We start from the raw sequence: 23,442 nt of genomic DNA, 5'->3' as shown, positions 1-23,442 counted from the left end.
TTTTTCGTCTTGCGACGTTAAGAATCCGTATCTTCGAGTGCCCACACAGATTGTCTGATAAATTGTTAAAGAGCAGTGCCGCTTCGCTTTTTCTCAGCGGCGCGGGGTGTGCATAATACGCTTTCCCGCTACAGAGTCAAGCATTTTTTTGCTTTTCTCTGTCGAGATTCTCAGGAGAACCTCGCTGACCCGGCGGCGTGTTTGCCGTTGTTCCGTGTCAGTGGTGGCGCATTATAGGGAGTTATTCCGGCCTGACAAGCGAAAAATATAAAAACTTTATCGTTCGCTCATTTTTCAGGCAAAACATCTTGAATATAGTCTTTTCCGTCTAATTTATAGACAAAAACGAGCCCCGAAGGACTCGTTTTATCATTACTGGACGGCGACAATCCTGTCTTCATTAACTTCCAGGCGAATAACTTTACCCGGAACCAATTCACCAGACAGTATTTGCTGTGCCAGCGGGTTTTCGATCTGCTGCTGGATTGCACGTTTCAGAGGACGTGCACCATAGACCGGATCGTAACCGTTCTCGCTCAGCAGTTTCAGCGCCTCGTCAGAAATGTGGATTTCATAACCACGTTCTTCCAGACGTTTGTACAGACGTTTCAACTGAATCTGCGCAATCGACGCAATGTGCTGTTCACCCAGCGGATGGAAGACCACCACTTCATCGATACGGTTAATGAATTCCGGACGGAAGTTATGGCTTACCACACCGAGTACCAGCTCTTTCATGTGCGCATAATCCAGTTCACCGAAGCGTTCCTGAATCAAATCGGAACCGAGGTTAGAGGTCATAATGACAACCGTATTACGGAAGTCGACCGTTCTCCCCTGCCCGTCAGTCAGACGCCCATCATCCAGTACCTGCAACAGAATGTTGAAGACATCCGGATGCGCTTTTTCCACTTCATCCAGCAGGATGACGGAATACGGACGACGACGCACTGCTTCGGTCAGGTAGCCACCTTCTTCATAACCGACATATCCCGGAGGCGCACCAACCAGACGAGACACCGAGTGTTTCTCCATAAACTCGGACATATCGATACGGACCATCGCCTCGTCGCTATCAAACATAAAGTTCGCCAGCGCCTTACAAAGCTCAGTTTTCCCCACACCCGTTGGGCCGAGGAACAGGAATGAACCAATCGGGCGATTCGGGTCAGCAAGCCCCGCACGGCTACGACGAATAGCGTTAGATACCGCATCAACCGCTTCGTTCTGACCAATAACGCGATGGTGCAGCTCTTGCTCCATACGCAGCAGTTTTTCGCGCTCGCTTTCCATCATGCGAGAAACCGGAATCCCCGTCCAACGCGCCAGCACTTCAGCAATTTCGGCGTCGGTCACTTTATTACGCAAGAGACGCATAGTTTTGCCTTCGAGCTGCGTTGCGGCTTCCAGTTGCTTTTCCAGTTCTGGAATTTTGCCGTATTGCAGTTCAGACATCCGCGCCAGATCACCCACACGGCGAGCCTGTTCAATAGCGATTTTCGCCTGTTCCAGTTCCGCTTTAATGGTCTGCGTACCAGAGAGCGAGGCTTTCTCTGCTTTCCACTCTTCTTCTAACTCGGAATACTGACGTTCTTTGTCGCTCAGTTCTTCGTTGAGCATATCCAGGCGTTTTTTACTGGCTTCATCAGACTCTTTCATTAACGCCTGTTGTTCCAGTTTGAGCTGGATGATACGACGATCGAGTCGGTCGAGTTCTTCCGGTTTTGAGTCAATCTGCATACGAATGCTGGATGCTGCTTCATCGATCAGGTCGATGGCTTTATCCGGCAGCTGACGGTCAGCAATGTAGCGATGAGACAACGTCGCCGCTGCAACAATTGCCGGGTCAGTAATTTGCACATGGTGGTGCAGTTCATAACGTTCTTTCAGGCCACGCAGAATAGCAATGGTGTCTTCCACGGTTGGCTCGGCAACAAACACTTTCTGGAAGCGACGTTCCAGCGCAGCATCTTTTTCGATGTACTGGCGATATTCGTCCAGCGTCGTGGCACCTACGCAGTGCAATTCACCACGCGCCAGCGCCGGTTTCAGCATGTTTCCGGCGTCCATTGCGCCATCGGCTTTACCCGCGCCGACCATGGTATGTAATTCGTCGATAAACAGGATGACGTTCCCTTCCTGTTTAGCAAGATCGTTAAGTACGCCTTTTAAACGTTCTTCAAACTCACCGCGATATTTCGCCCCAGCCACCAGCGCGCCCATATCCAGCGCCAGTACGCGGCGGCCTTTCAGCCCTTCCGGTACTTCGCCATTGATAATACGCTGAGCCAGACCTTCAACGATGGCTGTTTTACCAACACCTGGTTCACCAATCAGCACCGGGTTATTTTTAGTACGACGTTGCAGTACCTGAATGGTACGGCGAATTTCTTCATCACGGCCAATCACCGGATCGAGTTTGCCTTGTTCGGCTCGTTCGGTGAGGTCGATAGTGTATTTTTTCAAAGCCTGACGTTGGTCTTCAGCTCCTTGATCGTTCACGCTTTCACCTCCACGCATTTGTTCAATCGCTTGAGTAATGTTGGCGGTGGTCGCCCCTGCTGCTTTCAGGATGTCGGCCAGCGTGCCGCGAGACTCAAGTGCCGCCAGAACGAACAGTTCTGACGAGATAAAGTTATCACCACGTTTTTGCGCCAGCTTGTCGCAAAGATTAAGAACGCGCACCAGATCCTGTGAGGGCTGGACATCGCCACCAGTGCCTTCAACCTGCGGTAAACGATTTAATGCCTGATTGATATCTGTGCGCAACTGACCAGCATTGATGCCGGCGGATGTTAATAAAGGACTAACCGAACCCCCTTCCTGATTCAGCAGGGCGCTCATTAAATGAAGAGGTTCGATGAATTGGTTGTCGTGCCCGAGTGCAAGTGATTGGGCATCGGCAAGAGCAAGCTGGAATTTATTAGTAAGACGATCCAGACGCATAACTCCTCCCATAACGGATCAAAGTTGCTACTGGAGATTAAATGAGGTCATCCCTCAATTATTCAAGGTTATTGACCAGATTAATGTGAAAAGAAAATCACGCGTACCGGATCGTCTTGATTCTTTAGGTTATATCAGCCAAATGAAACTTGCCATACGACCGGTGATCTTGTCGCGACGATAAGAGAAGAATGTCTCATTTTCCGTATATGTACAACGGTCGCCGCCGAAAATTTGCTCAACACCTACGCTCGCCAGACGCTGCCGGGCAAGCTGATAAATATCCGCCAGATACTTATCACCATGCTGAATGAAAGCTGTACTCGCTTTGGCGTCTACTGCCATAAACGCCTCGCGAACCTCCGCCCCCACTTCAAACGCGCGTGCACCAATTGCCGGCCCTAACCAGGCGAGAATATTTTCCGGATTATCAGCAAAACAGGAAACCGTCTCCTCCAGCACGCCAGCGCACAGTCCACGCCAGCCAGCATGAGCGGCGGCGACTTCCGTTCCCGCTCGATTGCAAAACAGCACGGGGAGGCAGTCGGCCGTCATCACGGCGCAAACCGTGCCGGGCGTATTGCTATAAGAGGCATCTGCTCGTTTTGAGGCATAAGGTTCGCCAGTAAGCTTAAGCACATCTCTGCCGTGTACCTGCTCAAGCCAGACCGGTTTTGAAGGCAAATTGCCCGCAGCAAAAAGTCGCTTACGATTTTCCTCGACGTAATCCGGGTTATCGCCACAATGGGCACCGAGGTTGAGCGAGTCATACGGCGGCAAGCTCACGCCGCCGATACGGGTAGAGCTACAGGCCGCAACACCTTTTGGCAGCGGCCACTGCGGGACAATCAGCTTACTCATAACCAGTCCACTTCATCCTTATGCTCTTCGAAATCGGCGCGCATCACCTCAATCAGCTCCACCATATCTTGTGGAATAGGCGCATGCCATTCCATTTCGATGCCGGAGATCGGGTGATAAAGACGCAGCATGGTTGCATGAAGCGCCTGGCGGTCAAACTTACGCAGCGTGGAGATAAACGCTTCCGAAGCACCTTTTGGCGGACGCGGACGGCCGCCATAAACCGGATCGCCCACCAGCGGATGAGTGATATGGGCCATATGCACGCGGATCTGGTGCGTACGTCCGGTTTCCAGACGCAACCGCAGACGCGTGTGCACACGGAAGTGTTCCATGATGCGATAGTGAGTGACCGCCGGTTTACCCATCGGATGCACCGCCATGTGAGTACGTTTGGTCGGGTGGCGGCTGATTGGTTCATCTACTGTACCGCCAGCGGTCATATGACCAATTGCCACCGCTTCATACTCACGAGTAATTTCACGCCGTTGCAAAGATTCGACTAAACGCGTCTGAGCCGGAACGGTTTTTGCCACAACCATCAGGCCGGTGGTGTCTTTATCCAGACGATGGACGATGCCCGCACGCGGTACATCGGCAATGGGCGGATAATAATGAAGCAACGCATTCAGTACCGTGCCATCCGGGTTACCCGCGCCAGGATGTACCACCAGGTCGCGTGGTTTATTAATGACGATGATATCTTCATCTTCATAGACGATATCCAGCGGGATATCCTGCGGTTCAAAACGCGCTTCTTCTTCAATCTCAGCGTTGATGGCCACCTGCTCGCCACCCAATACTTTTTCTTTCGGCTTATCACAAACTTTGCCGTTAACCAGCACGCGCTGGTCGAGGATCCATTCTTTTATTCGCGAACGTGAATAATCCGGGAACATTTCGGCCAAAGCCTGATCTAAGCGTTGACCGAGTTGGTTTTCGGACACCGTTGCAGTGAGCTGTACTCGTTGTGCCATATATACTGCTTCTTCGTTTATCGTTGGGGTTTTACGGCTTTGCCGTTTAATATAGTGTGCTATTGTAGCTGGTCTTAACCGGGAGCAGGAACAGAGAATCTCCCGTATTACATTTTGAGGAAAGTCAAAACGTCATGACGCGCATGAAATATCTGGTGGCAGCCGCCACACTAAGCCTGTTTTTGGCGGGTTGCTCGGGGTCAAAGGAAGAAGTACCTGATAATCCGCCAAATGAAATTTACGCGACTGCACAACAAAAGCTGCAGGACGGTAACTGGAGACAGGCAATAACGCAACTGGAAGCGTTAGATAATCGCTATCCGTTTGGTCCGTATTCGCAGCAGGTGCAGCTGGATCTCATCTACGCCTACTATAAAAACGCCGATTTGCCGTTAGCACAGGCTGCCATCGATCGTTTTATTCGCCTTAACCCGACCCATCCGAATATCGATTATGTCATGTACATGCGTGGCCTGACCAATATGGCGCTGGATGACAGTGCGCTGCAAGGGTTCTTTGGCGTTGACCGTAGCGATCGCGATCCTCAACATGCACGAGCTGCGTTTAGTGACTTTTCCAAACTGGTGCGCGGCTATCCGAACAGTCAGTACACCACCGATGCCACCAAACGTCTGGTATTCCTGAAAGATCGTCTGGCGAAATATGAATACTCCGTTGCCGAGTATTATACAGAACGTGGTGCATGGGTTGCTGTCGTTAACCGCGTAGAAGGCATGTTGCGCGACTATCCGGATACCCAGGCTACGCGTGATGCGCTGCCGCTGATGGAAAATGCATACCGTCAGATGCAGATGAATGCGCAAGCTGAAAAGGTAGCGAAGATTATCGCTGCTAACAGCAGCAATACATAACAGAAGATTGAAATAAAAAAACGGCAGCCCTTGAGCTGTAATGCCGATCAGTTAAGGATCAGTTGACCGATTCAGTGGCTGTGTAAGAATCCGGAAACGCTCACTCGTTTCCGGATTTTTTTATGCTCATTGGACAGGCCCTTGATTTGGTATCCCGTTACGATTCTCTGCGTAACCCACTGACTTTTCTGGGGGATTACCTCGACCCCGAACTCATCTCTCGTTGCCTTGCCGAATCAGGTACTGTAACGCTACGCAAGCGCCGTCTTCCCCTCGAAATGATGGTCTGGTGTATTGTTGGCATGGCGCTTGAGCGTAAAGAACCTCTTCACCAGATTGTGAATCGCCTGGACATCATGCTGCCGGGCAATCGCCCCTTCGTTGCCCCCAGTGCCGTTATTCAGGCCCGCCAGCGCCTGGGAAGTGAGGCTGTCCGCCGCGTGTTCACGAAAACAGCGCAGCTCTGGCATAACGCCACGCTGCATCCGCACTGGTGCAGCCTGACCCTGCTGGCCATCGATGGTGTGTTCTGGCGCACACCGGATACACCAGAGAACGATGCAGCCTTCCCCCGCCAGACACATGCCGGGAACCCGGCGCTCTACCCGCAGGTCAAAATGGTCTGCCAGATGGAACTGACCAGCCATCTGCTGACGTCGATGACGGACGCCATGCGCTTCACCGGGACGTATACCGGAGCTGATGCGCGATCTTGCAAGTATGGGACAGCCAGTGAAATTACCGACAAGAAGGGAAAGGGCCTTCCCGAGAGTGGTAAAGGAGAGGCCCTGGAAATACCCCACAGCCCCGAAAAAGAGCCAGTCAGTTGCTTAACTGACTGGCATTACAGCCTTGAGCTGCCGTTTTTTTATTCTGTTAGTTGTGAAACTGAAGCGATTTAGTCACTATCGATCTCATCAAATATGGCTCGCTTTGAGATATTCCTCAAGTAAAAAAACACCTCTTCCTGCGATTTCTCACAAAAAAGATTCGTTGACAAAAAGTGACAAAATTATGAGATTTCCATCACACATTTTGACATCAGGAACGGTATGCTGAATTCACCAAGACGGGAAGACAAGAGGTAAAATTTATGACAATGAACATTACCAGCAAACAAATGGAAATTACTCCGGCCATCCGCCAACATGTCGCAGACCGTCTCGCCAAACTGGAAAAATGGCAAACACATCTGATTAATCCACATATCATTCTGTCCAAAGAGCCACAAGGTTTTGTTGCTGACGCCACAATCAATACTCCTAACGGCGTTCTGGTTGCCAGTGGTAAACATGAAGATATGTACACCGCAATTAACGAATTGATCAACAAGCTGGAACGGCAGCTCAATAAACTGCAGCACAAAGGCGAAGCACGTCGTGCCGCAACATCGGTGAAAGACGCCAACTTCGTCGAAGAAGTTGAAGAAGAGTAGTCCTTTATATTGAGTGTATCGCCAACGCGCCTTCGGGCGCGTTTTTTGTTGACAGCGAGAAAACAGTACGGGTACTGTACTGAAGTCACCTAAGGAAACAAACATGAAACACACGCCGTTTTTCTTCGCATTCTTTTTTACCTTCCCCTGAATGGGAGGCGTTTCGTCGTGTGAAACAGAATGCGAAGACGAACAATAAGGCCTCCCAAACCGGGGGGCCTTTTTTATTGATAACAAAAAGGCAACACTATGACATCGGAAAACCCGTTACTGGCGCTGCGAGAGAAAATCAGCGCGCTGGATGAAAAATTATTAGCATTACTGGCAGAGCGGCGCGAACTGGCCGTCGAGGTGGGAAAAGCCAAACTGCTCTCTCATCGCCCGGTACGTGATATTGATCGCGAACGCGATTTGCTGGAAAGATTAATTACGCTCGGTAAAGTGCACCATCTGGACGCCCATTACATTACTCGCCTGTTCCAACTCATCATTGAAGATTCCGTATTAACTCAGCAGGCACTGCTCCAGCAACATCTCAATAAAATTAATCCGCACTCAGCACGCATCGCTTTTCTCGGCCCCAAAGGCTCCTATTCACATCTTGCCGCTCGTCAGTACGCTGCGCGTCACTTTGAGCAATTCATTGAAAGTGGCTGCGCCAAATTTGCCGATATTTTTAATCAGGTGGAAACCGGCCAGGCCGACTATGCCGTCGTACCGATTGAAAATACCAGCTCCGGTGCCATAAACGACGTTTACGATCTGCTGCAACATACCAGTTTGTCGATTGTTGGCGAGATGACGTTAACTATCGATCATTGTTTGTTGGTCTCCGGCACTACTGATTTATCCACCATTAATACGGTCTACAGCCATCCGCAGCCATTCCAGCAATGCAGCAAATTCCTTAATCGTTATCCGCACTGGAAGATTGAATATACCGAAAGTACGTCTGCGGCAATGGAAAAGGTTGCACAGGCAAAATCACCGCATGTTGCTGCGTTGGGAAGCGAAGCTGGCGGCACTTTGTACGGTTTGCAGGTACTGGAGCATATTGAAGCGAATCAGCGACAAAACTTCACCCGATTTGTGGTGTTGGCACGTAAAGCCATTAACGTTTCTGACCAGGTTCCGGCGAAAACGACGTTGTTAATGGCGACCGGACAACAAGCTGGTGCGCTGGTTGAAGCGTTGCTGGTACTGCGCAACCACAATCTGATTATGACCCGTCTGGAATCACGCCCGATTCACGGAAACCCGTGGGAAGAGATGTTTTATCTGGATATTCAGGCCAATCTGGAATCAGCGGAAATGCAACAGGCGTTGAAAGAGCTAGGTGAAATCACTCGCTCGATGAAAGTCCTGGGCTGTTACCCAAGCGAGAATGTGGTACCAGTCGATCCGGCATAATGAAATCGTGCCGGGTGAAACACGCCACCCGGCACTGGATTATTACTGGCGACTGTCATTCGCCTGACGCAATAACACGCGGCTTTCACTCTGAAAACGCTGTGCGTAATCGCCGAACCAGTGCTCCACCTTGCGGAAACTGTCAATAAACGCCTGCTTATCGCCCTGCTCCAGCAACTCAATCGCCTCGCCGAAACGCTTATAGTAACGTTTGATTAACGCCAGATTACGCTCTGACGACATAATAATGTCGGCATACAGTTGCGGATCCTGGGCAAACAGTCGCCCAACCATCGCCAGCTCAAGGCGGTAAATCGGCGAAGAAAGCGCCAGAAGTTGCTCAAGCTGAACATTTTCTTCTGCCAGGTGCAGCCCATAAGCAAAAGTAGCAAAGTGGCGCAGTGCCTGAATAAACGCCATATTCTGATCGTGCTCGACAGCGCTAATACGATGCAGCCGAGCGCCCCAGACCTGAATTTGCTCCAGAAACCATTGGTATGCTTCCGGCTTACGTCCATCACACCAGACCACAACTTGCTTTGCCAGGCTACCGCTGTCCGGGCCGAACATCGGGTGTAACCCCAGCACCGGACCATCATGCGCCGCCAGCATGGCCTGTAATGGTCCATTTTTCACCGATGCCAGATCGACCAGAATACAATCTTTCGGTAAAGGCGGTAATTTGCCAATAACCTGTTCAGTAACGTGGATGGGCACACTAACAATCACCATTCCGGCATCGGCAACAATATCAGCCGCTCGATCCCAGTCATGTTGCTCCAGAATCCGCACCTGATAACCCGAGAGTGCCAGCATCTTCTCGAACAGACGTCCCATCTGACCGCCACCACCGACGATAACCACCGGACGCAGAGACGGACAAAGCGTTTTAAATCCTTTGTCGTTTTCACTGGAGTAAGATTCACGCATCACCCGACGCAAAACATCCTCAATCAGATCTGGCGGTACACCCAGAGCTTCCGCCTCTGCACGCCGCGAGGCCAGCATAGATGCCTCGCGCTCCGGAACATAAATAGGCAGTCCAAAGCGGCTTTTCACCTCGCCAACTTCAGCAACCAGTTCCAGACGCTTCGCTAATAAATTCAGCAGCGCTTTATCGACTTCATCAATTTGATCGCGTAATGCGGTCAATTCAGCAACCATAATAAACCTCTTAAGCCACGCGAGCCGTCAGCTGCCCGTTCAGATCCTGATGAATTTCACGCAGCAAGGCATCGGTCATTTCCCAGCTAATGCAGGCATCGGTTACGGATACACCGTATTTCATTTCACTGCGCGGTTGCTCGGAAGACTGATTGCCCTCGTGGATATTACTTTCGATCATCAGACCAATAATTGAGCGATTGCCATCTTTGATTTGAGCAACCACGGATTCTGCCACCGCAGGCTGACGGCGATAATCTTTATTGGAATTACCGTGGCTGCAATCTACCATCAGAGACGGGCGCAGTCCCGCCTGTTCCATCTCTTTTTCACATTGCGCAACATCCGCAGGGCTATAGTTCGGCGCTTTACCACCGCGCAGGATCACATGCCCGTCCGGATTCCCCTGAGTTTGTAGCAACGCAACCTGCCCTGCCTGGTTAATGCCAACAAAACGGTGCGGCTGGGCGGCGGCACGCATAGCGTTAATAGCCGTTGCAAGGCTGCCGTCGGTGCCGTTTTTAAAACCAACCGGCATGGAAAGCCCGGAGGCCATTTCACGGTGTGTTTGCGATTCCGTTGTACGAGCACCAATTGCTGACCAGCTAAACAGATCGCCCAGGTATTGCGGGCTATTAGGATCTAACGCTTCCGTCGCCAGTGGCAGTCCCATATTCACCAGCTCAAGCAGCAATTTACGCGCGATCTGCAGCCCGGCTTCTACATCAAAAGAGCCATCCATATGGGGATCGTTAATCAACCCTTTCCAACCGACAGTGGTACGGGGTTTTTCAAAATAGACGCGCATTACCAGATAGAGGCTATCGCTGACCTCTGCGGCAAGGGCTTTAAATCGACGAGCATATTCCAGAGCAGTTTCCGGATCATGAATGGAACAAGGACCACATACTACCAACAGACGAGGATCGCGCCCGGCGATAATATCTGAAATAGTTTTACGCGAGTCAGCAATCTGGGCTTCCTGTTGCAGGCTTAATGGAAAAGCGGCCTTCAGTTGTTCCGGAGTCATTAAAACTTGTTCGTCGGTAATATGTACGTTATTCAGCGCGTCTTTTTGCATGATGGCGATCCTGTTTATGCTCGTTTGCGATAGTTGATCCTCAGCGAGGATGACGTAACGATAACACATAAAGTAAAGTTTTCAATCCATATTTCGTACATTTTTCTTTACACAAGCAATTTATTCGCGCTTTTAATCCTTGTTTATGTATAAATAAATTTACATCGCCTTTGAAAACAATCCGCTATGCTTTGAAAAAGGAGAAAGAAATGATGAAAAAGTTTATCGCCCCCTTGTTGGCTTTACTGGTTAGCGGATGTCAGATTGATCCTTATACTCACGCGCCAACCTTGACCAGCACCGACTGGTATGATGTTGGTATGGAAGATGCGATATCGGGCAACGCCATAAAAGATGACGATGCATTTAGCGATTCACAGGCGGATCGCGGTCTATACCTTAAAGGATATGCCGAAGGACAAAAGAAAACTTGCCAGACCGATTTTACTTATGCCCGAGGACTTTCCGGTAAAAGCTTTCCTGCCAGCTGCAACAATGTTGAAAATGCCAGCCAACTGCATGAAGTATGGCAAAAAGGGGCTGATGAAAATGCCAGCACAATACGATTAAATTAATTAACCCCCCACAAATAAATTAAACATGAGATTCTACTCATTGTGTTTTATTTCTCACATTGATGACGACCGCATGAAAGAATGATATTTTAATGAGCATTCTGAAAAATTATCGATGCATTGCAAGCGAAGATGGTGAGGATCCCTGAATGCGTTTTTCTCATCGTCTGTTCTTACTGCTGATTCTCCTCCTGACGGGAGCACCAATACTCGCTCAGGAACCTTCAGACGTTGCGAAAAACGTGCGTACGATGGTTTCCGGTATTGTCAGTTACACTCGCTGGCCTGCGCTATCAGGCCTACCAAAGTTATGTATCTTTTCATCTTCACGTTTTAGTACCGCCCTACAAGAGAATGGCGCGACATCTTTGCCTTATCTGCCTGTCATCATTCACTCTCAACAAGAGGCGATGATATCAGGCTGCAATGGTTTTTATTTTGGCAACGAGTCACCAACATTCCAGATGGAATTAACCGAACAATATCCGTCAAAGGCGTTATTATTAATTGCCGAACAAAATGCCGAGTGCATTATTGGCAGCGCCTTTTGTCTGATCATCCACAATAATGACGTCAGATTTGCCGTAAACCTGGATGCCTTATCGCGTAGCGGTGTAAAGGTGAACCCAGATGTCTTAATGCTCGCACGGAAGAAAAATGATGGATAACGATAATTCTCTTAATAAGCGCCCCACGTTTAAAAGAGCATTACGCAACATCAGTATGACCAGCATATTTATCACTATGATGCTGATCTGGTTGCTGCTTTCCGTGACCTCGGTGCTGACCCTGAAACAGTACGCGCAAAAAAACCTGGCACTGACAGCAGCAACAATGACTTACAGTCTGGAAGCAGCGGTCGTTTTTGCCGATGGCCCTGCAGCAACTCAAACACTGGCAGCGCTGGGGAAGCAAGGGCAATTTTCAACTGCAGAAGTGCGTGATAAGCAGCAAAATATTCTGGCATCCTGGCATTACACCCGTAAGGATCCAGGCGATACTTTCAGCAATTTCATAAGCCACTGGCTCTTCCCTGCCCCCATCACTCAGCCGATTCGTCACAATGGTGAAACCATTGGCGAAGTACGCTTAACCGCTCGCGACAGCTCGATCAGCCATTTTATCTGGTTTTCGCTCGCTGTCCTGACCGGTTGTATTCTGCTGGCATCAGGCATCGCAATTACCCTCACCCGCCATTTGCACAATGGCCTGGTGGAAGCGCTGAAAAATATCACCGATGTCGTACATGATGTGCGTTCCAACCGCAATTTTTCCCGACGAGTTTCGGAAGAACGTATCGCTGAGTTTCACCGCTTCGCTCTCGACTTCAACAGTCTGCTGGATGAAATGGAAGAGTGGCAGCTTCGTTTACAGGCCAAAAATGCGCAGCTTCTACGTACCGCGCTACATGACCCATTAACCGGGCTGGCGAACCGGGCTGCGTTTCGTAGCGGCATCAACACGTTGATGAGCAGTTCCGATGCCAGAAAAACGTCGGCGTTACTGTTTCTTGATGGCGATAATTTTAAATATATCAACGATACCTGGGGTCATGCGACGGGCGATCGGGTCTTGATTGAGGTAGCAAAACGGTTAGCAGAATTTGGCGGGCTGCAACATAAAGCATACCGCATAGGCGGCGATGAATTCGCGATGGTGCTCTATGGTGTACAGTCGGAATCTGAAGTGCAGCGGATATGCTCAGCACTGACACAAATCTTTAATCGCCCGTTTGATCTTCATAATGGTCATCAGACCACCATGACATTAAGCATTGGTTACGCGATGACCATTGAGCATGCCTCTGCGGAAAAATTACAAGAGCTGGCCGATCACAATATGTATCAGGCCAAACACCAGCGTGCCGAAAAGCTGGTGAGATAACAAGGATATATCGATATGATAAAGCACCTGGTAGCACCCCTGATTTTCACCTCGCTAGTACTGACTGGCTGCCAGTCCCCTCAGGGAAAGTTTACTCCTGAGCAAGTTGCCGCTATGCAATCTTATGGATTTACTGAATCCGCCGGCGACTGGTCGCTGGGATTATCAGATGCCATTCTGTTCGCAAAAAATGACTACAAATTGCTCCCGGAAAGCCAGCAACAGATCCAAACCATGGCAGCCAAATTGGCCTCGACAGGGCTAACGCATGCCCGTATGGATGGACACACCGACAACTATGGTGAAGACAGTTACAACGAAGCCTTATCATTGAAACGGGCGAATGTTGTGGCCGATGCATGGGCTATAGGTGGACAAATTCCGCGCAGCAACCTCACCACACAGGGTTTAGGAAAAAAATATCCCATAGCCAGTAACAAGACCGCCCAGGGCCGCGCCGAGAACCGCCGCGTCGCAGTAGTGATTACTACCCCTTAAAACACGAGCAAACAGATAAAAAAAGGGCCAGCCAATTGGCCAGCCCTTCTTAACAGGATGTCGCTTAAGCGAAATCTTAGTTAAGACGCTCTTTGATACGAGCAGCCTTACCAGTACGCTCACGCAGGTAGTACAGTTTAGCTTTACGAACAGCACCACGACGTTTGACAGAAATGCTGTCAACTACCGGAGAGTGAGTCTGGAAGACACGCTCAACGCCTTCGCCGTTGGAAATTTTACGAACAGTGAATGCAGAGTGCAGACCGCGGTTACGAATAGCGATAACCACGCCCTCGAATGCCTGCAGACGTTTTTTGGAACCTTCAACAACCCATACTTTCACTTCCACGGTATCACCCGGACGGAAGGAAGGTACGTCCTGCTTCATCTGCTCTTGTTCAAGTTGCTTAATAATGTTGCTCATAATTTAATCTCTTATCCTGGGTAAACTGATATCTCGGGGGCTTACGCCATCCCATCATGTTTATGTTGCTGTTGTGCGTGTTCCGTTTTGAACTCCGCCAGCAACCTTGCTTGCTCTTCAGTCAGAGCCAGGTTTTCCAGAAGTTCAGGTCTTCTAAGCCAGGTACGGCCCAGCGACTGTTTCAAACGCCAGCGACGTATCTCAGCATGGTTGCCCGACAGTAACACTGACGGAACTTCCATCCCTTCTAACACCTCAGGCCGTGTATAGTGCGGGCAATCCAGCAATCCTTCAGCAAAGGAATCTTCCGTTGCCGAAGCTTCATGTCCCAGTACTCCCGGAATAAACCGGGAAACGGAGTCAATCAGCGTCATTGCTGGTAACTCACCACCACTGAGAACGTAATCGCCGATTGACCATTCTTCGTCAATTTCGGTTTGGATCACGCGCTCATCTATACCTTCGTAGCGACCGCACACCAGAATCAATTTTTGATTCGTTGCCAGTTCGCTGACGCCTGCTTGATCAAGCTTGCGCCCCTGCGGTGACAGATAAATCACCTTTGCGCCTTCACCCGCCGCGGCTTTTGCTGCATGAATGGCGTCCCGTAAAGGTTGCACCATCATTAACATCCCCGGTCCGCCGCCGTAAGGACGATCGTCCACAGTACGGTGCCGGTCATGCGTGAAGTCACGAGGACTCCAGCTCTGGATGCTCAGCAGGCCATTTTTAACTGCCCGGCCAGTTACCCCGTAATCGGTAATTGCGCGGAACATTTCAGGAAACAGGCTAATTATGCCAATCCACATAGCGCCGTCTTTTACCGTTTATCCGGTGGTTTAAAAACCAGGATCCCAATCTACTTCGATTGAACGAGTAGTGAGATCGACTTTCTTGATAACCTGCCCATCGAGGAACGGTACGAGACGTTCCTTGATACCAAACGCATCTTTCAGGTTTGCCTTAATGACGAGAACGTCATTAGATCCGGTTTCCATCATATCGATGACTTTACCGAGATCGTAGCCTTCAGTGGTTATTACCTGGCAGCCCATCAGGTCTTTCCAGTAGTAGTCACCCTCTTCAAGCTGAGGCAGCTGCGATGAATCCACGACAATTTCACAATTCGTCAGCAGGTTCGCCGCATCACGATCGTCAACGCCTTTCAGCTTGATGATCATGTCCTGATTGTGGTGCTTCCAGCTTTCCAGCTGGACTTGCTGCCACTGACCCGCCTTCTGGATAAACCAGGGCTGATAGTCAAAAATGCTTTCGGCGTCTTCGGTGGAAGAAAACACTCTGAGCCACCCACGAATACCGTAAGACGAACCCATTTTTCCCAAAACGATGGGATCAACAGGTGCTTGCGCGGTGAGTTGTTTGCTCATCATGACCACCGTGACAGATTAAGCTGCTTTGTTTACTTCTTTGATCAGCGCTGCAACGCGATCAGAAATAGTTGCGCCCTGGCCAACCCAGTGAGCGATGCGATCCAGATCCAGGCGAGTGCCTTCTTCTTTTTCGCTAGCGATTGGGTTGAAGAAACCAACGCGCTCGATGAAGCGACCGTTGCGTGCATTACGGCTGTCAGCGACAACAACCTGGTAGAACGGACGCTTTTTAGCGCCGTGACGTGCTAAACGAATAGTTACCATAACATCCTCTTGTGTGAATAAAACAACCGGACCCCATCGAGGAACGGAGTCCGGTGTCATATTAAAAGCCCGAAAATTTTACTGATTTCTGGAGAAAATGCAATCAGCAGTTAATAACTCTGTCGCATAAGGTCATTTAGCGACCAGGAAATCCCGGCGGCATCATCCCTTTCATGCTTCTCATCATCTTCGCCATTCCGCCCTTCTTCATTTTCTTCATCATGCGCTGCATGTCGTCGAACTGTTTCAGAAGACGGTTAACGTCCTGCACCTGCATACCGCAACCGGCAGCGATACGGCGTTTACGCGAACCTTTGATGATTTCTGGCTTAGCGCGCTCTTTCATCGTCATCGAGTTGATGATGGCTTCCATACGCACCAGCACTTTATCGTCCATCTGCGACTTGACGTTATCCGGGATCTGCCCCATGCCCGGCAGTTTGCCCATCAGGCTAGCCATGCCGCCCATATTTTTCATCTGGCGCAGTTGCTCAAGGAAGTCGTTGAGATCGAAGCCGTCGCCTTTTTTCAGCTTGCTGGCTAATTTCTCTGCCTGCGCGCGGTCAACTTTACTTTCGATATCTTCGATCAGCGACAGCACGTCGCCCATGCCGAGAATACGGGAAGCGATGCGGTCCGGATGGAACGGCTCCAGCGCCTCGGTTTTCTCGCCAACACCGAGGAACTTGATCGGTTTGCCCGTAATGTGACGAATAGAGAGCGCCGCACCGCCACGAGCATCGCCGTCGACTTTAGTCAGTACCACACCGGTCAGCGGTAACGCTTCATTGAATGCTTTTGCCGTATTGGCCGCATCCTGACCGGTCATGGCGTCAACCACAAACAGGGTTTCAACCGGGTTAATCGACGCATGGACTTGTTTGATCTCGTCCATCATCGCTTCGTCAACGTGCAGACGACCAGCGGTATCCACCAGCAGCACGTCGTAGAATTTCAGTTTGGCTTCTTTCAGCGCCGCGTTAACAATATCAACCGGCTTCTGACCAACATCAGAAGGGAAGAAATCAACGCCCACCTGCTCTGCCAGCGTCTCAAGCTGTTTGATTGCCGCCGGGCGATAGACGTCAGCAGAAACCACCAGCACTTTCTTCTTGTGCTTCTCACGCAGGAACTTACCGAGCTTGCCCACGCTGGTTGTTTTACCGGCACCTTGCAGGCCCGCCATCAGTACCACCGCTGGCGGTTGCGCAGCCAGATTCAGGGTCTGGTTCTCTTCGCCCATCGCCGCAACCAGTTCGTTACGGACGATTTTGACGAACTCCTGCCCCGGCGTCAGGCTCTTATTAACTTCATGACCAACCGCTTTCTCTTTTACGCGATTGATAAACTCACGCACTACCGGCAGGGCGACGTCCGCCTCCAGCAGCGCCATGCGCACTTCGCGCAGCGTATCTTTTACGTTGTCTTCAGTGAGGCGTCCACGGCCACTGATATTGCGCAGCGTGCGCGACAAACGATCGGTTAAATTATCAAACATTGTCTCTCGCCTGGGGTGGAAACGGTTGGCCGCAATCGCGACACATCATCAGTATTTTGCCGCAGTATAACATGAAGGCGTCTTTGTTGTTATGCAACGGTTGGAGCAGCGTTCACCTGACGCTATACTGCTTCTCTTTCTTATTGCTCAAACTGTCGACATTACTATGCCCGTTTTTGCTCTGCTCGCGCTTGTCGCCTACTCCGTCAGTCTTGCGCTGATTGTTCCCGGTCTGCTGCAAAAAAACGGCGGCTGGCGGCGCATGGCTATTATTTCTGCGGTCATCGCGCTGGTCTGCCACGCAATCGCTCTGGAAGCCCGCATCCTGCCCGACGGTGATAGCGGACAAAACCTCAGCTTACTGAACGTTGGTTCGCTGGTCAGTTTGATGATCTGTACGGTAATGACCATCGTGGCTTCCCGCAATCGTGGCTGGTTACTGCTACCCATTGTCTATGCCTTTGCGCTTATCAACCTGGCGCTGGCCACCTTTATGCCCAATGAATACATCACCCATCTGGAAGCAACGCCTGGGATGCTGGTTCACATTGGCTTATCGCTCTTTTCCTATGCCACGCTGATTATCGCCGCTCTGTATGCATTACAACTGGCGTGGATTGATTACCAACTGAAGAACAAGAAGCTGGCGTTTAACCAGGAAATGCCGCCGTTGATGAGTATCGAGCGTAAAATGTTCCACATCACGCAGATTGGCGTGGTGCTGTTAACGCTCACTCTTTGCACTGGTCTCTTCTACATGCACAACTTATTTAGCATGGAAAATATCGACAAGGCCGTGCTCTCTATCGTGGCGTGGTTTGTCTATATTGTGCTGCTGTGGGGACATTATCATGAAGGATGGCGTGGACGCCGCGTCGTCTGGTTTAACGTTGCGGGTGCGGTCATTCTGACACTGGCCTACTTCGGTAGCCGAATTGTCCAGCAGTTAATCAGCTAACCCCAGAAAAGGAGTTTCCCCTGGAACACATATCTACTACCACGTTGATCATTATTCTGATCATCATGGTGGTCATTTCAGCCTATTTTTCCGGGTCCGAAACCGGAATGATGACCCTCAACCGCTATCGTCTGCGGCATATGGCGAAACAGGGTAATCGCTCGGCCAAACGTGTCGAAAAATTGCTGCGTAAGCCAGACCGCCTGATAAGCCTGGTGTTAATCGGCAATAACCTGGTCAATATTCTTGCCTCCGCGCTCGGCACTATTGTGGGGATGCGTTTGTACGGGGATGCGGGCGTGGCAATTGCGACTGGTGTGCTTACTTTTGTCGTACTGGTTTTTGCTGAAGTATTGCCGAAAACCATTGCCGCGCTGTACCCGGAAAAAGTCGCCTATCCAAGTAGTTTTCTGCTGGCACCGCTGCAAATTTTGATGATGCCGCTGGTCTGGTTGCTAAACGCTATTACCCGCATGTTAATGCGCATGATGGGCATCAAAACCGATATCGTGGTTAGTGGCTCTTTAAGCAAAGAAGAATTACGCACCATTGTGCACGAATCGCGGTCACAAATTTCCCGTCGCAATCAGGATATGCTGTTGTCGGTACTCGATCTGGAAAAAATGACTGTCGATGACATCATGGTGCCGCGCAGTGAAATTATCGGTATTGATATCAACGATGACTGGAAATCGATTCTCCGCCAACTCTCCCACTCACCTCACGGACGCATCGTGCTCTACCGTGACTCGCTGGACGATGCCATCAGTATGCTGCGTGTGCGTGAAGCCTGGCGGTTGATGTCGGAGAAAAAAGAGTTCACCAAAGAAACCATGCTACGCGCCGCGGACGAAATCTATTTTGTCCCGGAAGGTACGCCGCTCAGCACGCAGCTGGTGAAGTTTCAGCGCAACAAAAAGAAAGTCGGCCTGGTCGTCAACGAGTATGGAGATATTCAGGGGCTGGTGACGGTCGAAGATATTCTCGAAGAGATTGTTGGTGATTTCACCACGTCGATGTCGCCAACGCTCGCCGAAGAGGTCACGCCGCAAAACGACGGTTCGGTGATTATCGATGGCACTGCCAACGTGCGGGAAATCAACAAAGCCTTTAACTGGCATCTACCGGAAGATGATGCACGAACGGTTAATGGCGTCATTCTTGAGGCACTGGAAGAGATTCCTGTCGCAGGAACTCGCGTGCGTATTGGCGAGTACGATATCGATATTCTCGACGTACAGGACAATATGATTAAACAGGTAAAAGTTTTTCCTGTAAAACCGCTGCGTGAGAGTGTGGCGGAGTAACGAAAACGGCCCGGCATTCGCATGCTGGGCCGTGATTTATTACGAAAGCAGAAATTAAGCTTTTGCTTTCGCTACAGTAACCATCGCCGCACGAATCGTACGACCATTCAGCGTATAACCCTTCTGCATAATACCCAGTACGTTACCTGGCGCAACGTCATCAGATTCCACCATTGCGATGGCCTGATGCACGTTCGGGTCCAGCGGCACGTTAGTTTCGGCGATCACTTCAACGCCAAACTTACGCACAACATCCAGCATCGACTTCAGCGTCAGCTCAATACCTTCAACCATCGCGGACATATCCGGGTTAGCTTTATCAGCCACTTCCAGCGCACGATCCAGGCTATCAATCACCGGCAGCAATTCGTTGATGAATTTCTCCAGCGCGAATTTATGTGCTTTTTCGATATCCAGTTCAGTACGGCGACGCAGGTTTTCCATTTCGGCTTTTACGCGCAAAATGCCGTCACGTTCACGGGTCTGGGCTTCAGCCAGCTGAGCTTCGAGATTCGCAATTTTTTCATCGCGCGGATCCACCTGCTCAGCAGAAGCTTCTGGCTCAACTGCCTCAATCTCTTCGTGCTGATCCATGATAATTTCTTCCGGGGCTTGCCCCTCAGGCGTTTTCTGTTCTTTACTACTCATGAATTTCTCCGCGTTTTTTTTCGCATTCATCTCGCTAACTTCGCTTATTATGGGGATCAGTTTCAGGGTTTCAAGGGAAGCACTCACATTGTCATCAATCTTCGCAACAAGGACCTCGGAAAAATGAATAATCATTTCAAGTGTATTGGCATTGTGGGACACCCACGGCACCCTACTGCACTGACAACACATGAAATGCTCTACCGCTGGCTGTGCACAAAAGGTTACGAGGTCATCGTCGAGCAACAAATCGCTCACGAACTGCAACTGAAGAATGTGAAAACTGGCACGCTCGCGGAGATTGGGCAACTGGCTGATCTCGCGGTAGTCGTTGGTGGCGACGGTAATATGCTGGGCGCGGCGCGCACACTCGCCCGTTACGATATTAAAGTTATTGGAATCAACCGTGGCAACCTAGGTTTCCTGACCGACCTTGACCCCGATAACGCTCAGCAACAATTAGCCGATGTGCTGGAAGGTCACTACATCAGCGAGAAACGTTTTTTGCTGGAAGCGCAAGTCTGTCAGCAAGATTGCCAAAAGCGCATCAGCACCGCGATAAATGAAGTGGTGCTTCACCCAGGAAAAGTGGCGCATATGATTGAATTCGAAGTATATATCGACGAGATCTTTGCGTTTTCGCAGCGTTCCGATGGCCTGATTATTTCGACACCTACAGGCTCTACTGCCTATTCTCTCTCGGCAGGCGGTCCAATCCTGACGCCTTCTCTGGATGCAATTACCCTGGTGCCCATGTTCCCGCATACGTTGTCAGCACGACCACTGGTCATAAACAGCAGCAGCACGATCCGTCTGCGTTTTTCACATCGCCGTAACGACCTGGAAATCAGTTGCGACAGCCAGATAGCACTACCGATTCAGGAAGGAGAAGATGTCCTGATTCGTCGCTGTGATTACCATCTGAATCTGATTCATCCGAAAGATTACAGTTATTTCAATACATTAAGCACCAAGCTCGGCTGGTCAAAAAAATTATTCTAATTTTACGCCAGCCTCTTTACTGTATATAAAACCAGTTTATACTGTACACAATATCAGTAATGGTTTTTCATACAGGAAAACAACTATGTTGGCACAACTGACCATCAGCAACTTTGCTATCGTTCGTGAGCTTGAGATTGATTTTCACAGCGGCATGACCGTAATCACCGGCGAGACTGGCGCGGGTAAATCTATTGCAATAGATGCCCTGGGCCTTTGTCTCGGCGGTCGCGCTGAAGCCGACATGGTGCGTACCGGAGCTGCTCGCGCAGATCTGTGCGCCCGTTTTTCTCTGAAAGATACACCCGCAGCACTGCGCTGGCTGGAAGAAAACCAACTGGAAGATGGCCGTGAATGCCTGCTTCGTCGCGTAATCAGTAGCGATGGTCGCTCTCGTGGTTTTATCAACGGTACAGCTGTTCCACTGTCACAACTGCGCGAACTGGGCCAGTTGCTCATTCAGATCCATGGTCAGCACGCCCATCAATTACTCACCAAACCCGAGCACCAAAAATTCCTGCTTGATGGCTATGCCAATGAAACCTCTCTGCTCCAGGAAATGACCGCACGTTATCAGTTGTGGCATCAGAGCTGCCGTGACCTCGCGCATCATCAACAGTTAAGTCAGGAACGCGCCGCTCGTGCGGAACTGCTGCAATACCAATTAAAAGAACTTAACGAATTTAATCCGCAGCCCGGAGAGTTTGAGCAAATCGACGAAGAGTACAAACGTCTGGCGAACAGCGGTCAATTACTGACCACCAGCCAGAATGCATTGGCATTAATGGCCGACGGCGAAGACGCAAACCTGCAAAGCCAGCTTTACACGGCTAAACAACTGGTGAGCGAATTGATTGGCATGGATAGCAAACTGTCCGGCGTACTTGATATGCTGGAAGAAGCTACCATCCAGATTGTTGAAGCCAGCGACGAACTACGCCACTACTGCGATCGTCTGGATCTCGATCCCAACCGACTGTTTGAACTTGAACAGCGCATCTCAAAACAGATTTCGCTGGCACGTAAACATCACGTCAGCCCTGAGGTATTGCCACAGTATTACCAGTCGCTACTGGAAGAACAGCAGCAACTGGACGATCAGGCCGACTCACAAGAAACGCTCGCGCTGGCGGTAACGAAACATCATCAGCAAGCACTGGAAACGGCACGCGCGTTACACCAGCAACGCCAGCATTATGCAAATGAGTTGGCACAGCTGATCACCGATAGTATGCATGCACTCTCTATGCCGCATGGGCAGTTTACGATTGATGTTAAATTTGACGAGCATCACTTGGGCGCTGACGGCGCTGATCGTATTGAGTTTCGGGTAACCACCAACCCAGGTCAGCCAATGCAGCCTATTGCCAAAGTCGCATCTGGTGGTGAATTGTCCCGCATCGCATTGGCAATTCAGGTCATCACAGCGCGTAAAATGGAAACCCCGGCACTGATTTTTGATGAAGTGGATGTAGGGATTAGCGGTCCAACAGCGGCAGTTGTCGGCAAACTGCTGCGTCAACTCGGCGAATCAACTCAGGTGATGTGTGTTACCCACCTGCCACAAGTCGCGGGATGTGGTCATCAACACTATTTTGTCAGCAAAGAAACCGATGGTGCGATGACAGAAACGCATATGGAGTCGCTGGACAAAAAAGCGCGGTTACAAGAGCTGGCGCGCCTGCTTGGTGGCAGTGAAGTCACACGTAACACACTGGCGAATGCGAAAGAACTGCTTGCGGCGTAAACTTTTTTCCTGCTTCACGGTCAGAGTAAACAGCAAAACGCCGTAAGACCGGAAAGCAAAAGGTTTTAAAGTGATGAAAGGTCTATTATCATCGGCATATTACAGATGAGCCACGTACTGCTCGGGCCCGAAAAGGAATCAAATCACTATGCGCTGTAAAACGCTGACTGCTGCAGCAGCAGTACTATTGATGTTGACCGCAGGCTGTTCCACTCTGGAGCGAGTGGTTTACCGTCCTGACATCAACCAGGGGAACTATCTGACCGCTAACGACGTATCCAAAATACGTGTTGGCATGACGCAACAACAAGTTGCGTACGCATTGGGTACACCGCTGATGTCCGATCCATTTGGTACGAATACCTGGTTCTATGTCTTCCGCCAGCAACCAGGTCATGAAGGTGTAACGCAGCAAACGCTGACGCTGACCTTTAACAGTAGCGGGGTGTTGACCAACATTGATAACAAACCTGCGCTGAGTGGTAACTAATAATAAAGTT

24 protein-coding genes, 1 pseudogene and 1 other annotated feature are annotated in these 23,442 nt (G+C 50.2%); of the genes and pseudogenes, 14 read left to right on the top strand and 11 right to left on the bottom strand.

Annotation, left to right across the window (positions count from 1 at the left end):
• Nucleotides 1-372 precede the first annotated feature (372 nt).
• The 3 genes from clpB to rluD all read right to left on the bottom strand — a co-directional run bounded on the left by clpB (nucleotide 373) and on the right by rluD (nucleotide 4,784).
• On the bottom strand, nucleotides 373-2,946 hold the full coding sequence (clpB, locus tag BGE37_RS23150; protein ID WP_002431841.1) for an ATP-dependent chaperone ClpB: 2,574 nt from the start codon (nucleotides 2,944-2,946) through the stop codon (nucleotides 373-375).
• A 129-nt stretch (nucleotides 2,947-3,075) separates the two neighbouring features.
• The gene (gene yfiH, locus BGE37_RS23145) at nucleotides 3,076-3,807 is read right to left on the bottom strand and encodes a purine nucleoside phosphorylase YfiH (protein WP_032184934.1); all 732 of its coding nucleotides are present in this window, start codon (nucleotides 3,805-3,807) and stop codon (nucleotides 3,076-3,078) included.
• A complete protein-coding gene (gene rluD, locus BGE37_RS23140) occupies nucleotides 3,804-4,784 on the bottom strand; it encodes a 23S rRNA pseudouridine(1911/1915/1917) synthase RluD (protein ID WP_000079112.1) in 981 nt (326 codons plus the stop codon). Before rluD ends, yfiH begins: the two co-directional genes overlap by 4 nt.
• A gap of 134 nt (nucleotides 4,785-4,918) precedes the next feature.
• Here rluD and bamD point away from each other — a divergent pair, with 134 nt between their 5' ends.
• From bamD to pheA, 5 genes and pseudogenes are all read left to right on the top strand, one after another.
• Nucleotides 4,919-5,656, top strand: coding sequence for an outer membrane protein assembly factor BamD (gene bamD, locus BGE37_RS23135; protein ID WP_000197686.1), 738 nt, complete (start codon nucleotides 4,919-4,921; stop codon nucleotides 5,654-5,656).
• Between the two features lie 122 nt (nucleotides 5,657-5,778).
• Nucleotides 5,779-6,490: pseudogene (locus BGE37_RS23130) on the top strand (IS4 family transposase).
• Nucleotides 6,491-6,749: 259 nt separating this feature from the next.
• A complete protein-coding gene (gene raiA / locus BGE37_RS23120) occupies nucleotides 6,750-7,091 on the top strand; it encodes a ribosome-associated translation inhibitor RaiA (RefSeq protein WP_000178456.1) in 342 nt (113 codons plus the stop codon).
• A 102-nt stretch (nucleotides 7,092-7,193) separates the two neighbouring features.
• Nucleotides 7,194-7,319: a sequence feature (Phe leader region), on the top strand.
• The gene (gene pheL / locus BGE37_RS23115) at nucleotides 7,195-7,242 is read left to right on the top strand and encodes a pheA operon leader peptide PheL (protein WP_001386991.1); all 48 of its coding nucleotides are present in this window, start codon (nucleotides 7,195-7,197) and stop codon (nucleotides 7,240-7,242) included. Its footprint overlaps the feature before it by 48 nt.
• A gap of 21 nt (nucleotides 7,320-7,340) precedes the next feature.
• A complete protein-coding gene (gene pheA / locus BGE37_RS23110; protein WP_032184936.1) occupies nucleotides 7,341-8,501 on the top strand; it encodes a bifunctional chorismate mutase/prephenate dehydratase in 1,161 nt (386 codons plus the stop codon).
• A gap of 42 nt (nucleotides 8,502-8,543) precedes the next feature.
• Here pheA and tyrA read toward each other — a convergent pair whose 3' ends face one another.
• Together tyrA and aroF are read right to left on the bottom strand one after the other, a co-directional pair.
• Nucleotides 8,544-9,665 (bottom strand): bifunctional chorismate mutase/prephenate dehydrogenase, encoded by a 1,122-nt coding sequence (tyrA, locus tag BGE37_RS23105; RefSeq protein ID WP_000225210.1) that lies wholly within the window; start codon nucleotides 9,663-9,665, stop codon nucleotides 8,544-8,546.
• A 10-nt stretch (nucleotides 9,666-9,675) separates the two neighbouring features.
• The gene (gene aroF / locus BGE37_RS23100; RefSeq protein WP_001168045.1) at nucleotides 9,676-10,746 is read right to left on the bottom strand and encodes a 3-deoxy-7-phosphoheptulonate synthase AroF; all 1,071 of its coding nucleotides are present in this window, start codon (nucleotides 10,744-10,746) and stop codon (nucleotides 9,676-9,678) included.
• A gap of 209 nt (nucleotides 10,747-10,955) precedes the next feature.
• Between aroF and BGE37_RS23095 the strand changes: the two genes are divergently transcribed.
• From BGE37_RS23095 to BGE37_RS23080, 4 genes are all read left to right on the top strand, one after another.
• Nucleotides 10,956-11,321, top strand: coding sequence for a DUF2799 domain-containing protein (locus BGE37_RS23095; RefSeq protein ID WP_001353010.1), 366 nt, complete (start codon nucleotides 10,956-10,958; stop codon nucleotides 11,319-11,321).
• Nucleotides 11,322-11,470: 149 nt separating this feature from the next.
• A complete protein-coding gene (locus BGE37_RS23090) occupies nucleotides 11,471-11,989 on the top strand; it encodes a YfiR family protein (protein WP_001212405.1) in 519 nt (172 codons plus the stop codon).
• A complete protein-coding gene (gene dgcN / locus BGE37_RS23085) occupies nucleotides 11,979-13,205 on the top strand; it encodes a diguanylate cyclase DgcN (protein ID WP_077757002.1) in 1,227 nt (408 codons plus the stop codon). The genes BGE37_RS23090 and dgcN overlap by 11 nt, the downstream gene beginning before the upstream one ends.
• A 15-nt stretch (nucleotides 13,206-13,220) precedes the next feature.
• Nucleotides 13,221-13,703 (top strand): OmpA family protein, encoded by a 483-nt coding sequence (locus BGE37_RS23080; protein ID WP_039021299.1) that lies wholly within the window; start codon nucleotides 13,221-13,223, stop codon nucleotides 13,701-13,703.
• A gap of 76 nt (nucleotides 13,704-13,779) precedes the next feature.
• On the opposite strand, the gene rplS is transcribed toward BGE37_RS23080, so the two are convergent.
• The 5 genes from rplS to ffh all read right to left on the bottom strand — a co-directional run bounded on the left by rplS (nucleotide 13,780) and on the right by ffh (nucleotide 17,280).
• Nucleotides 13,780-14,127: a 50S ribosomal protein L19 gene (gene rplS / locus BGE37_RS23075; RefSeq protein ID WP_000065253.1), complete on the bottom strand. Its 348-nt coding sequence runs from the start codon at nucleotides 14,125-14,127 to the stop codon at nucleotides 13,780-13,782.
• 41 nt (nucleotides 14,128-14,168) lie between these two features.
• Nucleotides 14,169-14,936, bottom strand: a complete 768-nt coding sequence (trmD, locus tag BGE37_RS23070) for a tRNA (guanosine(37)-N1)-methyltransferase TrmD (RefSeq protein ID WP_000264781.1) — start codon at nucleotides 14,934-14,936, stop codon at nucleotides 14,169-14,171.
• A 30-nt stretch (nucleotides 14,937-14,966) separates the two neighbouring features.
• The gene (gene rimM / locus BGE37_RS23065; protein WP_105277833.1) at nucleotides 14,967-15,515 is read right to left on the bottom strand and encodes a ribosome maturation factor RimM; all 549 of its coding nucleotides are present in this window, start codon (nucleotides 15,513-15,515) and stop codon (nucleotides 14,967-14,969) included.
• A gap of 18 nt (nucleotides 15,516-15,533) precedes the next feature.
• Nucleotides 15,534-15,782: a 30S ribosomal protein S16 gene (gene rpsP, locus BGE37_RS23060; protein WP_000256450.1), complete on the bottom strand. Its 249-nt coding sequence runs from the start codon at nucleotides 15,780-15,782 to the stop codon at nucleotides 15,534-15,536.
• A gap of 136 nt (nucleotides 15,783-15,918) precedes the next feature.
• Nucleotides 15,919-17,280 carry a signal recognition particle protein gene (gene ffh, locus BGE37_RS23055; RefSeq protein WP_000460035.1) on the bottom strand — a complete coding sequence of 454 codons (1,362 nt, stop codon included), beginning with the start codon at nucleotides 17,278-17,280 and terminating at the stop codon, nucleotides 15,919-15,921.
• Between the two features lie 166 nt (nucleotides 17,281-17,446).
• On the opposite strand from ffh, the gene BGE37_RS23050 reads away from it, so the two are divergent.
• Nucleotides 17,447-18,238, top strand: a complete 792-nt coding sequence (locus tag BGE37_RS23050; protein WP_001338897.1) for a cytochrome C assembly family protein — start codon at nucleotides 17,447-17,449, stop codon at nucleotides 18,236-18,238.
• Between the two features lie 20 nt (nucleotides 18,239-18,258).
• The gene (locus tag BGE37_RS23045) at nucleotides 18,259-19,545 is read left to right on the top strand and encodes an HlyC/CorC family transporter (RefSeq protein WP_010723175.1); all 1,287 of its coding nucleotides are present in this window, start codon (nucleotides 18,259-18,261) and stop codon (nucleotides 19,543-19,545) included.
• 54 nt (nucleotides 19,546-19,599) lie between these two features.
• Here the strand turns inward: BGE37_RS23045 and grpE are convergent, their stop codons facing one another.
• The gene (grpE, locus tag BGE37_RS23040) at nucleotides 19,600-20,193 is read right to left on the bottom strand and encodes a nucleotide exchange factor GrpE (RefSeq protein ID WP_001296310.1); all 594 of its coding nucleotides are present in this window, start codon (nucleotides 20,191-20,193) and stop codon (nucleotides 19,600-19,602) included.
• A gap of 123 nt (nucleotides 20,194-20,316) precedes the next feature.
• Between grpE and nadK the strand changes: the two genes are divergently transcribed.
• The 3 genes from nadK to bamE all read left to right on the top strand — a co-directional run bounded on the left by nadK (nucleotide 20,317) and on the right by bamE (nucleotide 23,432).
• Entirely contained in the window at nucleotides 20,317-21,195 is an 879-nt protein-coding gene (nadK, locus tag BGE37_RS23030; protein ID WP_001059169.1) for an NAD(+) kinase, read from the top strand.
• 85 nt (nucleotides 21,196-21,280) lie between these two features.
• Complete coding sequence (gene recN, locus BGE37_RS23025; RefSeq protein ID WP_000880951.1) at nucleotides 21,281-22,942, top strand: DNA repair protein RecN; 1,662 nt, start codon at nucleotides 21,281-21,283, stop codon at nucleotides 22,940-22,942.
• Between the two features lie 148 nt (nucleotides 22,943-23,090).
• Entirely contained in the window at nucleotides 23,091-23,432 is a 342-nt protein-coding gene (bamE, locus tag BGE37_RS23020; protein WP_001203437.1) for an outer membrane protein assembly factor BamE, read from the top strand.
• Nucleotides 23,433-23,442: the final 10 nt, after the last annotated feature.

The sequence above is a fragment of the Escherichia sp. MOD1-EC6300 genome (genome assembly GCF_002965045.1).
Taxonomy (GTDB): domain Bacteria; phylum Pseudomonadota; class Gammaproteobacteria; order Enterobacterales; family Enterobacteriaceae; genus Escherichia; species Escherichia coli_F.
Note: the sequence above shows the minus strand (reverse complement) of the source record. Positions and strands in the feature narration are given on the sequence as shown.